Source organism: Streptomyces sp. NRRL S-337, from assembly GCF_000720175.1.
GTDB lineage: Bacteria > Actinomycetota > Actinomycetes > Streptomycetales > Streptomycetaceae > Streptomyces > Streptomyces siderophoricus.
Map to the genome: position 1 here is coordinate 45,310 of NZ_JOIX01000027.1, position 11,322 is coordinate 56,631.

Consider the following 11,322-nt stretch of genomic DNA (forward strand, 5'->3'; position numbering starts at 1 on the left):
GGCGGAGGGAGCCGGCCGGCTCCCCCTCCCCGGCGTCATCAGCGGCCGCACGGCGCCGCCACGGTCCCGTACGGCCCGATCGCCTTGATCGCCGCCGTACGGGACCGAGGCGTTTGCCGCACCGAGGAAAGTGAGCCACCCCGTGTCCGCAGTCTCCGCACGCCTTCCGGTCTTCCCCTGGGACAAGCTGGAGCCGTACAAGAAGACGGCCGCCGCGCACCCGGACGGGATCGTCGACCTCTCCGTCGGCACCCCGGTCGACCCGGTCCCCGAGCTGGTCCAGAAGGCGCTGATCGACGCTGCGGACTCCCCGGGCTATCCGACGGTCTGGGGCACCCCGGCACTGCGGGACGCGATCACCGGCTGGCTGGAGCGCCGTCTGGGCGCCCGCGGGGTCACCCACCACCACGTCCTGCCCATCGTCGGCTCCAAGGAGCTCGTCGCCTGGCTGCCGACCCAGCTGGGCCTCGGCCCCGGCGACAAGGTCGCCCACCCGCGCCTGGCCTACCCCACCTACGAGGTGGGCGCCCGTCTGGCCCGCGCCGACCACGAGGTCTACGACGACCCGCGCGACCTGGACCCGGCGCACCTGAAGCTGCTCTGGCTGAACTCGCCGTCCAACCCGACCGGCAAGGTCCTGTCCAAGGACGAGCTGACCGGCATCGTCGCCTGGGCCCGCGAGCACGGCGTGCTCCTCGTCTCCGACGAGTGCTACCTCGAACTGGGCTGGGAGGCCGACCCGGTCTCGGTCCTGCACCCGGACGTCAACGGCGGCTCGTACGAGGGCCTGGTCGCGGTCCACTCGCTCTCCAAGCGCTCCAACCTGGCGGGCTACCGCGCGGCCTTCCTGGCCGGCGACCCGGCCGTCCTCGGCCCGCTGCTGGAGATCCGCAAGCACGGCGGCATGATGACCTCGGCGCCCACCCAGGCCGCGGTGGTGGCGGCGCTCGGCGACGACACGCACGTCCAGGAACAGCGCGAGCGCTACGCGGCCCGCCGTACGGCGCTGCGCGAGGCGCTCCTTGCCGCCGGCTTCCGCATCGAGCACAGCGAGGCGTCGCTGTACCTGTGGGCGACCCGCGACGAGCCCTGCTGGGACACCGTCGCCGCCCTCGCCGAGCGCGGCATCCTGGTCGCCCCCGGCGAGTTCTACGGCGCCGCGGGCGAGCGGTTCGTCCGGATCGCGTTCACGGCCACCGACGAGCGGGTGGCCGCCGCGGTGGGCCGCCTGGCGGGGTGACCGCCGGCTGACGCCACACATACAGGGGCCCGGGGAAACACTCCCCGGGCCCCTGCGCGTCGTTCGCGCGTCGTTACGCCTTGCCGCCCACCGGCAGCCCGCCGAGCAGCCCGCCCGGCGCCTGCCCGCGGACCCCCTGCTGGCCGAGCAGCCCGGTGGCCTTCCCGGCCAGCGCCTCGGGCGCGCCCAGCAGCCCGGTGGCCTTCCCGGCCAGCGCGTCCGGCGCGCCGAGCAGACCGCTGGCCGCCTTGAGCGGCAGCGAGTCGGTCGAGAGCCCGTCCTTGGCGACCGGGCGCACCACCTTCTCGGCCTTGTCCGTCGCGCCCCGGGTGACCGGCATGGCCTTCTTGACGACCGGGCCGGCGGTCTCGACCAGCGCCGGGGCGAGCTTGGTCGCCGCCTTGTTGCCGGCCTCGTTCAGCACGCCGACGCCCTGGTGCGCGGCGCGGTCGAGGGTGTCGCCCGTCTTGTGGGAGTCCAGGGGCGCCGTGAGTCCGCCGACCAGGTCGGGTGCCTTGACAGGCAGGTTCGCTGCGCTCGCGGTACCGGCCGCAGCGACCACGGGAGCCGCGCCTGCTGCGACGAGCAGGGCGGCTCGGGCGATCCGACGCGTAACGGGGAGGGACATGGTGCTCCTTTTACGGAGAAGGACTCGGACTTCTGACAGATGTGCTGTGCCATGTCCGCCGGGCGGACGCATTGACTACCGCGTCAGGTCCCCGAAGGTTGCGGTGAACTCCGGTAAAGAGTTGGTAACGCATCGCATAATCGGGCGTGCCGAAAGAAGGGCGATATGGACACGCCTCCGCGGGTGCGGAAACGTCACAGCCCTTGTCCTGCAAGGGAATTGACGGGAAAGGTATTTCCCCGGACGCCAACTCCCGCCATTTCCGAGGGAATTGCCATCACCGGCGCTCCCGGGGAACCCTTACGGGCGATGCCGCAAACTATTGCGCGGTGATGATACGAACGTCGCGCCCGTCCGCCGCGGAACCACCCGGCCGGTTCTGCCAGCCCTTCCCCGAATCGGCCGCCGTCCACGTCCGGCCGGCGTAGGAGATCTGTTCGATGCGCAGCTCCGCGGAGTGGGCCATCGCCCAGGTCGCCAGCTCCCAGCCGCGCCGCGCGCCCTCGGACCCCGGGCCGCCGCCCTGCCCCACCGGCACCGTCACCCCGCGGTTGCTGCCCGCGCCGCGGCCCCCGGCGGCGTCCGTCCGCGGCAGCACCCCGGCCCCGAACTCCCGCACCAGCTTCTCCCGCACCGTCGCGGCGCCGCCCGCCCGGCTGTCCTCCGGCCGGCTCTCCGTGCAGGTCATCGCGCCCGGGTCGCGCCCGGTCAGCGCGCCGGTCAGCCGCGCGGCGTTCGCCTCGTGCTTCGCGTACGCCTGCGGATAGCCGCTGCGCTGCACCTTCTGCGCGGCGACGGTCAGCGGCAGCCGGGAGTAGCCGGGCACCTTCGCCAGATGCCGGTAGAACTCCTCGGCCGAATAGACCGGGTCCATGATCTGCCGCACCGTGCCCCAGTCCTGGGACGGCCGTTGCTGGAAGAGCCCGACCGAGTCCCGGTCGCCGAATTCGATGTTGCGCAGCCCGGACTCCTGCATCGCGGTCGCCAGCGCGATGGTCACCGCACGCTCCGGCAGGCCCCGCGAGGACGCCACCGCCGAGATCGTCGCGGCGTTGGCGGCCTGCTCCGGCGACAGCTCGTACGCCTCCTCGTCCCCCTCGGCGCGCACCGTGCAGTGCGGCGCCCCGGGGCCACCGGTGATGTACTGCACCAGGAGGTAGCCGGCCAGCCCGAGCAGTACGGCGAAGGCTGCGGCGAAACGCCACAGACGCGTGCGGCGGACGGCAAAGGCGGGGCGGGCGGACACGAGCCCACCGTACTGGAGTGCTGCCGATAGGGTCGGAACCATGGAGCGCACCACACACACCCCGGCCCTCGACCTGTCGCTCGACGCCGCCGCGCTCACCGCGCAGCTGGTCGACATCCCCTCCGAGAGCGGCAACGAGAAGGACCTCGCCGACGCGGTCGAGAACGCCCTGCGCGCCCTGCCGCACCTGACCGTCGACCGGTACGGCAACAACGTCGTGGCCCGTACGCAGCTGGGCCGCGACGAGCGGGTGGTGCTCGCCGGACACCTCGATACCGTGCCGATCGCGGACAACCCCCCCAATGTCCCGTCCCGGCTCGACGAGGACGGCGTCCTGTGGGGCTGCGGCACCAGCGACATGAAGTCCGGCGTCGCCCTCCAGCTGCGGATGGCCGCCACGGTCCCCGCGCCCAACCGGGACCTCACCTTCGTCTTCTACGACAACGAAGAGGTCGCCGCGCACCTCAACGGCCTCGGCCATGTCGCCGACGCCCACCCCGAGTGGCTCGCCGGTGACTTCGCCGTCCTCCTGGAGCCCTCCTACGGCCAGGTGGAGGGCGGCTGCCAGGGCACCCTCCGGGTCCTGCTGCGCACCACCGGGGAGCGCGCGCACTCCGCCCGCAGCTGGATGGGCGCCAACGCCGTCCACGCCGCCGCCCCGATCCTGGCGAAGCTCGCCGCCTACGAGCCGCGCCGGCCGGTGATCGACGGCCTCGAATACCGAGAGGGCCTCAACGCCGTCCGCATCGAGGGCGGCGTCGCCGGCAACGTCATCCCCGACGCCTGCACGGTCACCGTCAACTTCCGCTACGCCCCCGACCGGACCCCGGAAGAGGCGATCGCCCACGTCCGCGAGGTCTTCGCGGACTGCCCGGTCGACGAGTTCGTCGTCGACGACCACTCCCCGGGCGCGCTGCCCGGGCTGTCGCACCCCGCGGCCAAGGCGTTCATGGCGGCCGTCGGCGGCACCGCGATGCCCAAGTTCGGCTGGACCGACGTCTCCCGTTTCAGCGCCCTGGGCGTCCCGGCCGTCAACTACGGCCCGGGGGATGCGCTGCTCGCGCACAAGAAGGACGAACGGGTCGAGACCGGGCGCATCGCGCACTGCGAGGAGCGGCTGCGCGCCTGGCTCACCGCCTGAGAAGCCGGCAAACGCCCCCGGGACCGGTCGCCGATCCCGGGCGGACCAGCGGAATTCCCCTGCGCTTCAGGCCGTCGGATCTACGCTGAAACGGCAAACGATCGTCAGCGGAGGGAGCATGTCATGGCCAGTCCCGAGGGAGCACCGGCCCCCGGTGAGCAGCGGCTGGGTCGCGTTCTGCGCCGCCACGACCAGGTGCAGGCCGGCACCACCGACCAGCGGCTGCTGGACTCCGCAGGCCCCTCCGAGTGGGTGCACACCGACCCCTGGCGTGTGATGCGCATCCAGTCGGAGTTCGTCGAGGGCTTCGGCGCGCTGGCCGAGCTGGGCCCGGCCGTCAGCGTCTTCGGCTCGGCCCGTACGCCGCGCGACTCCAAGGAGTACGAGATCGGCGTGCGGATCGGACGGGCCCTGGTGGAGGCGGGCTTCGCGGTGATCACCGGCGGCGGCCCGGGCGCCATGGAGGCCGCCAACAAGGGCGCCCACGAGGCCGGTGGCACCTCCGTCGGACTGGGCATCGAGCTGCCCTTCGAGCAGGGCATGAACCCGTATGTGAACCTCGGTGTCGACTTCCGGTACTTCTTCGTCCGCAAGACGTGTTTCGTGAAGTACGCCCGGGGATTCGTGGTGTTGCCCGGCGGGCTGGGCACCCTCGACGAACTCTTCGAGGCGCTCACCCTCGTCCAGACCCGCAAGGTCACCCGCTTCCCGATCGTGCTGTTCGGCACCGCCTACTGGTCCGGGCTGGTCGACTGGCTGCGCGACACCCTCATCGCCCAGGGCAAGGCGTCGATGCACGACCTGGAGCTGTTCCACCTCAGCGACGACGTGGACGAGGCGATCGCGCTGGTGACCAAGGAGGTCGGCCTCCAGCCCTGAGCGGGCCGGGGAGCCCGCTACGCCAGGCCCCGGCGGGCGACCGCCGGGGGCCGGTGGCCGGCGATCGAGGAGACCATGTCGAGGATCTGGCGGGTCTCGGCGACCTCGTGGACGCGGTAGACCTGGGCGCCCAGCCAGGCCGACACCGCCGTGGTCGCGAGGGTGCCCAGCAGCCGCTCCTTGACCGGCCGGTCGAGCGTCTCGCCGACGAAGTCCTTGTTGGACAGCGAGACCAGCACCGGCCACCGGGTCGCGGTCATCTCGTCCAGCCGGCGGGTCGCCTCCAGGCTGTGCCGGGTGTTCTTGCCGAAGTCGTGCCCCGGGTCGATCAGGATCGCGTCCCGCCGCACGCCCAACTCCACGGCCCGCTCCGCCAGTCCGAGGGTGACCCGCAGGATGTCGGCCATCACGTCGTCGTAGCCGACCCGGTGCGGGCGGGTGCGCGGCTCGACCCCGCCGGCGTGGGTGCACACCAGGCCGACGCCGTACCGCGCGGCCACCTCGGCCAGCAGCGGATCGACCCCGCCCCAGGCGTCGTTGAGCAGGTCCGCGCCGACCTCGCAGACCGCCTCGCCGACCTCGTGCCGCCAGGTGTCGACGCTGATCACCACATCGGGGAACCGCTTGCGCACCTCGGCCACGAAACCGACCGTGCGGCGGGCCTCCTCCTCGGCGCTGACCTCCTCGCCGGGCCCCGCCTTGACGCCGCCGATGTCGATGATCGCCGCGCCCTCGGCCACCGCCTGCTCCACCCGGGCCAGCGCGGGCTCGTCACGGAAGGTGGCGCCCCGGTCGTAGAACGAGTCCGGAGTCCGGTTGACGATCGCCATGATCACCCGCTCGTCCGGTCCGAACTCGCGATTACCCAGCCGCAGCATTCCCTGACTTCCTCTCCGTGGTCCGGGAGCGACCCTAACTGTCACACCCGCATGGCACGATCGGAGCAGGCACAAGTCCGGGGAGTTGGTCGTGTTCTGGTTCTTGCTGATCGCGATGGTCGTGGTGGTCGCCGCGGTCACGCTGGTGGTCGTCGGCGGTGACGGCGGTGGCCTGCGGGACGCGGAGCCGGACCGGCTGTCCGACCCGCTGCCCGTGGACCGCCCGCTGGGCCGTGCCGACGTGGACGCCGTCCGGCTGCCGGTGACCGTGCGGGGCTACCGCATGGACGACGTCGACGGGGTCCTGGACCGGCTGGGTGCCGAGCTGGCCGAGCGGGACTCCAGGATCGCCGAGCTGGAGGCCGCGCTGGCCGGGGCGCACGCCGCGGCGATGGGCGGCCCGGGGCTCATACAGGACGGCCCGGCCGCGCCCGGACCGGTGCCGGATACGCGAACGGGGGCCGGCGGCGGCCGCTCGGGGGACGCGGACGGGGCCGGGGCCCAGCGCGGCCCGGAAGAGGGGGAGGGCCGATGAGCGGTGTGGTGACGGAGCCGGACGGGATCCCGCGCTGCCCGTGGGGCATGGAGTCCGCGCAGATGGCGGACTACCGCGCCTACCACGACACGGAATGGGGCCTGCCGGTCCACGGCGACGACGCGCTCTTCGAGCGGATGAGCCTGGAGGCGTTCCAGTCCGGCCTGTCGTGGATCACGATCCTGCGGCGCCGCCCCGGGTTCCGCGCCGCGTTCGCCGGGTTCCGGATCGCGGCGGTGGCGCGGTTCACCGAGGCGGACGCCGAGCGGCTGCTCGCCGACCCCGGCATCATCCGCAACCGAGCCAAGATCGCCGCGACGATCAACAACGCCAAGGTCGCCGCCGCGCTGGCCCCCGGCGAGCTCGACGAGCTGATCTGGTCCTTTGCCCCCGCCCGGGCCGGCCGCCCGGTGCCCCGCACGGTGGGCGAGGTGCAGCCGGTGACCCCGGAGTCCACGGCGCTCGCCAAGGACCTCAAGAAGCGCGGCTTCCGCTTCGTCGGCCCGACCACGGCGTACGCGATGATGCAGGCCTGCGGCCTGGTCAACGACCATCTGGCGGACTGCCATGTCCGGGCGGCGGTGGAGGCGGCGGCCGGCTGACCCGGTCCGGCCGGTGGGCGGCCCCGGCCCGCGGGGCGGCCCGTCCGGCCCGTCCGGCCCGGCCGGCCGGCTGAGGATCAGCGGCCGAGGAAGACCGGCTTCTCCTTCTTCACGAACGCCTCGACCGCGATGTGGTGGTCCTCCGAGGCCCCGGCCCGGCCCTGCAGCTCGTCCTCCTTGCCGAGGGTCTCGGTGAGCGAGTGCCCCGCCCCGTAGGCCAGCGACTCCTTGATCGCGGCGTACGCGGCGGTCGGTCCCTGAGCCAGTCGGCGGGCGACCGCCGCGGCCTCCTCGGCCAGCTCGGCGGCGGGTACGACCTTGTTGGCGATGCCCAGCTCGTACGCCTCCTGGGCACTGATCGACCGCGGGAAGAGCAGCAGGTCGGCGGCGCGGCTGTGGCCGATCAGCCGGGGCAGGGTCCAGGACACCCCGGAGTCGGCGGTCAGCGCGACGCCGGCGAACGAGGTGTTGAAGGAGGCGGTGTCGGCGACGACGCGGTAGTCCGCGGCCAGCGCGAACCCCGCACCGGCGCCCGCCGCGACCCCGTTGACCCCGGCGACCACCGGCTTGGCCATCCCGGCCAGCGCGGTCACGATCGGGTTGTAGTGCTCCCGCACGGTGTTCATCGTGCCGCCGGAGCCGGTGGCCCGGTCCTCGGCCAGCAGGCCGATGTGTTCCTTGAGGTCCTGGCCGACGCAGAACGCCCGCCCGGTGGCGGTCAGCAGCACCGCGCGGACGGCGGGATCGGCCGCGGCCTCCTGGAGCGTGTCCCGCAGGAGCACCTTCGTCTCGACGTTCAGCGCGTTCATCGCGTCGGGGCGGTTGAGCGTGATCGTCGCGAGTCCGTCGGTCACGTCGTAGGGCACGGTGTCGGCCATAGTTGGGAATCCCCTCCGTCGCGGCTCGGCACTGCCCGGTGGCGGGCAGTCAGCGCTCAGGATGCCGGAGATCATCGGCGGTTCGCATGTGACGTACATCAAAGATTGCGGGCGCGTCGGGAGTCGGCAGGCGGAGAAGTATCGCAGCCCGCTCCCCGAATTGGGTGGGTTTGCGGGTGCGAGTTGCCGAAGGGATGCTGCCTGATGTTGGTCATCGGGTCGTTCGATGCGGGATAATGGCCTGGAAGCAATGTGTTCGATGCCGGTGACACGTGCCTATCCGGGCCGTCGGCTGAGATGAGCTGGTTTCAGGAAGGGGAACGAGCATGGCGGCCATGAAGCCGCGGACGGGTGACGGCCCGCTCGAGGTGACCAAGGAGGGGCGGGGCATCGTCATGCGCGTTCCGCTCGAAGGCGGCGGGCGGCTCGTCGTCGAGCTGACCCCCGACGAAGCCAAGGCCCTCGGAGAGGCGCTGGAGAAGGTCACCGTCTGACAAGGGTGAGACACCGGCGGATGCCCGGGCCCGCGTGAGCCCGGAACCCCAGCCGAGACCCCGGCCCCGGCAGGCGGCGCGCAGTGACGGCGCGCCGCGTGCCGGGGCCGTTCGCATGTCCGAACACCGCGTGCCCTGGACCGCATGCCCGAAGATCCCGTGCCTCACACCGCATGCCCGAAGATTGCGTGCCCAAGGGTCGTGGCCCGGGGTCACGTGGTGCGGACGGGGGCGCTCAGCCGCGCTTGACCGCGCAGAGCAGGCCGTCGCCGACCGGCAGCAGGGACGGCACCAGCGTGGTGCTCTCCCGCACCGCCCGCAGCAGCTCGCGCAGCCGCAGCACCTCCGCGGGCTGCATCGCCGAGTCCACCGTCCGGCCGTCGGCGAAGACGCCCTCGAAGCAGACCAGACCGCCGGGGCGCAGCAGCCGCAACGATTCGGCGAGGTATTCCAGGCACTCCATCAGGTCGCCGTCGCAGAAGACGAGGTCGTACCCGCCGTCCGCCAGCCGCGGCAGGACGTCCAGTGCGCGGCCCGGGATGAAGCGGGCGCGGTTGCCGGCGAAACCCGCGGCGCGGAACGCCTGCTTGGCGAAGGCCTGCCGCTCGGGCTCGCAGTCGACGGTGGTCAGCACGCCGTCCGGCCGCATGCCGTGCAGGAGGTAGATGCCCGACACGCCCGTGCCGGTGCCGATCTCGGCGACGGCCTTGGCGTCGACGGTGGCGGCGAGCAGCCGCAGGGCCGCGCCGGTGCCGGTGGTCACCGTGCGGATGCCGGCCTCGCGTGCGCGGTCACGGGACCAGCGCAGGGCGGCCTCGGTGGTGCCGTCGATGGTCCCGGCGCCGTACGCCTCGGCGAATGCCAAGCTCGTCTGCCGGTTGCCGGTAATGGCCCTCTCCTGTCCCCGTAGTTGACGCAACCGTGACTGTATCCGCTGTGTGCGGGAACCCGCAGATGGGACCGGGCGTTAAAGAGGGGGAGGAGGAAGACGGGGGGACGCAGTGGTGAAGACCGCGCGAGACACGAATCAAGGCCAGAAGCAGGACCAAATGCAGGTCAAATCTGCTTATCCGGAGCTAACGGGCGAGGTGGATATGGTAGGGGCCCTACTGGACACCACCAGAGCCACCAGGGGAGGTGCGGCCACGACGGGTGACCGAGGGGTGCTGAGGCGCTTCAAGAGGTCGTCCGCCGAGCCGAAATCCGTGACAAACACTGCTGACCGTTTCCGCACTGACTCCGCACGTACCGCGACCTTCGCCGCCGACGCGGATGTGGAGGCGTGGACTCCGCCCACCTGGGAGGAGATCGTCAGCACCCACAGCGCACGGGTCTACCGCCTCGCCTACCGCCTCTCCGGCAACCAGCACGACGCCGAGGACCTCACCCAGGAGGTGTTCGTCCGCGTCTTCCGCTCGCTGTCGACGTACACCCCGGGCACCTTCGAGGGCTGGCTGCACCGCATCACGACCAACCTCTTCCTGGACATGGTCCGGCGCCGGCAGCGTATCCGCTTCGACGCGCTCGGTGACGACGCGGCCGAGAAGCTCCCCAGCAAGGAGCCCGCGCCGCAGGAGCACTTCGACGACACCCACTTCGACGCCGACGTCCAGCAGGCGCTGGACACCCTCGCGCCCGAGTTCCGCGCCGCCGTCGTGCTGTGCGACATCGAGGGGCTGTCCTACGAGGAGATCGCCGCGACCCTCGGGGTCAAGCTCGGCACGGTCCGCAGCCGGATCCACCGCGGTCGCTCGCACCTGCGCAAGGCCCTCAAGCACCGCGCGCCCGTGTCGCGCGGCGCGGAGCGCGAGCAGCGGCGGGCGCTGGCCGTGGTTCCCACGGGGGAGGTCGGGATCGCGTGAGCCTCCGTGGCGGTCCGTCCCCCGCCGAGCAGCATCTCGGCGACCGCCTCGCGGCCCTGGTCGACGGCGAGTTGGGGCATGACGCGCGCGAGCGGGTGCTCGCGCATCTCGCGACCTGCGCGAAGTGCAAGGCGGAAGCCGACGCCCAGCGTCGGCTGAAAAGCGTGTTCGCCGAGGCGGCGCCGCCCGGTCCCTCCGAGGGACTGCTGGCCCGGCTCGTGCAGCTGCCCGGCGGCGACCCCGGCGGTCCCGGCAGCCGGCTGGGCAACGGCGCTCTCGGACGCGCCGAATTCGCCCGCGACGGCGGCGCGTTCCGTTACCTCCCCGGTGACGACCACTCCCGCCGTGCCATGGCCGCGGTCCCCCCGCAGCCCCGGACGCGCGGCTTCCGCGTCCAGGACGACGGGCGGCCCGCGCAGCGCCGCCGGTTCGCCTTCGCGGCGGCCGGTGCGGTGTCGCTCGCGGCGTTCGCGCTCGGCGGTGCCCTCCCGCTGGAGGCGGCCGTCGACCCGACCGGTGGACGGACCGACGGCGGCGGTACGGCCGTCACCCCGCTCACCGGCAGCCCCGCGGCGGACGGCGCCCCCCTGCTGCGCGGCGCGGAGTTCGTGCCCACCGCCCGGTCCCGGCCGGCCACCTGGCCGCCGTCCGGTGCGCCGACCCTGGCCCCGGCGCCCAGCGCGATGAGCCTGGACGGTGCCGGGGGCGCGCCCACCTCCCCGTCGGTGTCCTGGACGCCGGACCAGCCCGCCGGCCACTTCGGCCTGTCGCCGCTGATCGCCGCGACCGGCCCGGCCCCGGCGTACCGCCTCTCGCCGCTGACCGCCGCGGCCGGCAGCGGCCCGGTGCGTAAGAACCCGCCGCCGCTTCCCCCGCTGGAGCCGATGCGGCCGCTGCACGGCTCCGCCGCGAACGGCCCCGCCGCCGACCGCCGCTGAC

13 protein-coding genes are annotated in these 11,322 nt (G+C 73.0%); 8 read left to right on the forward strand and 5 right to left on the reverse strand.

The genetic code is table 11. From position 1 onward, the window contains the following. The first annotated feature begins 142 nt into the window (after positions 1-142). Positions 143-1,240, forward strand: coding sequence for a bifunctional succinyldiaminopimelate transaminase/glutamate-prephenate aminotransferase (locus tag IG62_RS0120375; RefSeq protein WP_030804901.1), 1,098 nt, complete (start codon positions 143-145; stop codon positions 1,238-1,240). Positions 1,241-1,313: 73 nt separating this feature from the next. Here the strand turns inward: IG62_RS0120375 and IG62_RS48830 are convergent, their stop codons facing one another. Both IG62_RS48830 and IG62_RS0120385 read right to left on the reverse strand, forming a co-directional pair. Then, positions 1,314-1,868 (reverse strand): hypothetical protein, encoded by a 555-nt coding sequence (locus tag IG62_RS48830; protein WP_078872112.1) that lies wholly within the window; start codon positions 1,866-1,868, stop codon positions 1,314-1,316. Positions 1,869-2,187: 319 nt separating this feature from the next. After that, positions 2,188-3,114 carry a hypothetical protein gene (locus tag IG62_RS0120385; protein WP_030804907.1) on the reverse strand — a complete coding sequence of 309 codons (927 nt, stop codon included), beginning with the start codon at positions 3,112-3,114 and terminating at the stop codon, positions 2,188-2,190. Positions 3,115-3,154: 40 nt separating this feature from the next. Here IG62_RS0120385 and dapE point away from each other — a divergent pair, with 40 nt between their 5' ends. Continuing rightward, complete coding sequence (gene dapE, locus IG62_RS0120390) at positions 3,155-4,255, forward strand: succinyl-diaminopimelate desuccinylase (RefSeq protein ID WP_030804910.1); 1,101 nt, start codon at positions 3,155-3,157, stop codon at positions 4,253-4,255. Between the two features lie 123 nt (positions 4,256-4,378). Continuing rightward, positions 4,379-5,134, forward strand: coding sequence for a TIGR00730 family Rossman fold protein (locus IG62_RS0120395; protein WP_030804913.1), 756 nt, complete (start codon positions 4,379-4,381; stop codon positions 5,132-5,134). A 17-nt stretch (positions 5,135-5,151) separates the two neighbouring features. Here IG62_RS0120395 and folP read toward each other — a convergent pair whose 3' ends face one another. After that, positions 5,152-6,012, reverse strand: a complete 861-nt coding sequence (gene folP, locus IG62_RS0120400; protein ID WP_030804916.1) for a dihydropteroate synthase — start codon at positions 6,010-6,012, stop codon at positions 5,152-5,154. A gap of 91 nt (positions 6,013-6,103) precedes the next feature. Between folP and IG62_RS0120405 the strand changes: the two genes are divergently transcribed. Together IG62_RS0120405 and IG62_RS0120410 are read left to right on the forward strand one after the other, a co-directional pair. Then, positions 6,104-6,547: a DivIVA domain-containing protein gene (locus IG62_RS0120405; protein WP_030804920.1), complete on the forward strand. Its 444-nt coding sequence runs from the start codon at positions 6,104-6,106 to the stop codon at positions 6,545-6,547. Then, positions 6,544-7,149 (forward strand): DNA-3-methyladenine glycosylase I, encoded by a 606-nt coding sequence (locus tag IG62_RS0120410; protein ID WP_030804923.1) that lies wholly within the window; start codon positions 6,544-6,546, stop codon positions 7,147-7,149. The genes IG62_RS0120405 and IG62_RS0120410 overlap by 4 nt, the downstream gene beginning before the upstream one ends. Positions 7,150-7,226: 77 nt before the next feature. Here IG62_RS0120410 and IG62_RS0120415 read toward each other — a convergent pair whose 3' ends face one another. Next, complete coding sequence (locus IG62_RS0120415) at positions 7,227-8,027, reverse strand: enoyl-CoA hydratase/isomerase family protein (protein WP_030804926.1); 801 nt, start codon at positions 8,025-8,027, stop codon at positions 7,227-7,229. A 326-nt stretch (positions 8,028-8,353) separates the two neighbouring features. Between IG62_RS0120415 and IG62_RS44895 the strand changes: the two genes are divergently transcribed. Further along, complete coding sequence (locus tag IG62_RS44895) at positions 8,354-8,521, forward strand: DUF3117 domain-containing protein (RefSeq protein WP_003985072.1); 168 nt, start codon at positions 8,354-8,356, stop codon at positions 8,519-8,521. A 235-nt stretch (positions 8,522-8,756) separates the two neighbouring features. On the opposite strand, the gene IG62_RS0120425 is transcribed toward IG62_RS44895, so the two are convergent. Then, positions 8,757-9,440: an O-methyltransferase gene (locus tag IG62_RS0120425; protein WP_030804929.1), complete on the reverse strand. Its 684-nt coding sequence runs from the start codon at positions 9,438-9,440 to the stop codon at positions 8,757-8,759. Positions 9,441-9,615: 175 nt separating this feature from the next. On the opposite strand from IG62_RS0120425, the gene sigE reads away from it, so the two are divergent. Continuing rightward, positions 9,616-10,383 carry an RNA polymerase sigma factor SigE gene (gene sigE, locus IG62_RS0120430; protein WP_078872113.1) on the forward strand — a complete coding sequence of 256 codons (768 nt, stop codon included), beginning with the start codon at positions 9,616-9,618 and terminating at the stop codon, positions 10,381-10,383. Further along, on the forward strand, positions 10,380-11,321 hold the full coding sequence (locus IG62_RS0120435) for a zf-HC2 domain-containing protein (protein ID WP_030804935.1): 942 nt from the start codon (positions 10,380-10,382) through the stop codon (positions 11,319-11,321). The genes sigE and IG62_RS0120435 overlap by 4 nt, the downstream gene beginning before the upstream one ends. Position 11,322 lies beyond the last annotated feature (1 nt).

What these genes read in the sequence shown, in the direction of transcription:
- IG62_RS48830 (WP_078872112.1), bottom strand. Translation starts at nt 1,868, where the DNA reads ATGTCCCTCCCCGTTACGCGTCGGATCGCCCGAGCCGCCCTGCTCGTC.
- dapE (WP_030804910.1), top strand. Translation starts at nt 3,155, where the DNA reads ATGGAGCGCACCACACACACCCCGGCCCTCGACCTGTCGCTCGACGCC.
- IG62_RS0120395 (WP_030804913.1), top strand. Translation starts at nt 4,379, where the DNA reads ATGGCCAGTCCCGAGGGAGCACCGGCCCCCGGTGAGCAGCGGCTGGGT.
- folP (WP_030804916.1), bottom strand. Translation starts at nt 6,012, where the DNA reads ATGCTGCGGCTGGGTAATCGCGAGTTCGGACCGGACGAGCGGGTGATC.
- IG62_RS0120410 (WP_030804923.1), top strand. Translation starts at nt 6,544, where the DNA reads ATGAGCGGTGTGGTGACGGAGCCGGACGGGATCCCGCGCTGCCCGTGG.
- IG62_RS0120415 (WP_030804926.1), bottom strand. Translation starts at nt 8,027, where the DNA reads ATGGCCGACACCGTGCCCTACGACGTGACCGACGGACTCGCGACGATC.
- IG62_RS44895 (WP_003985072.1), top strand. Translation starts at nt 8,354, where the DNA reads ATGGCGGCCATGAAGCCGCGGACGGGTGACGGCCCGCTCGAGGTGACC.
- sigE (WP_078872113.1), top strand. Translation starts at nt 9,616, where the DNA reads ATGGTAGGGGCCCTACTGGACACCACCAGAGCCACCAGGGGAGGTGCG.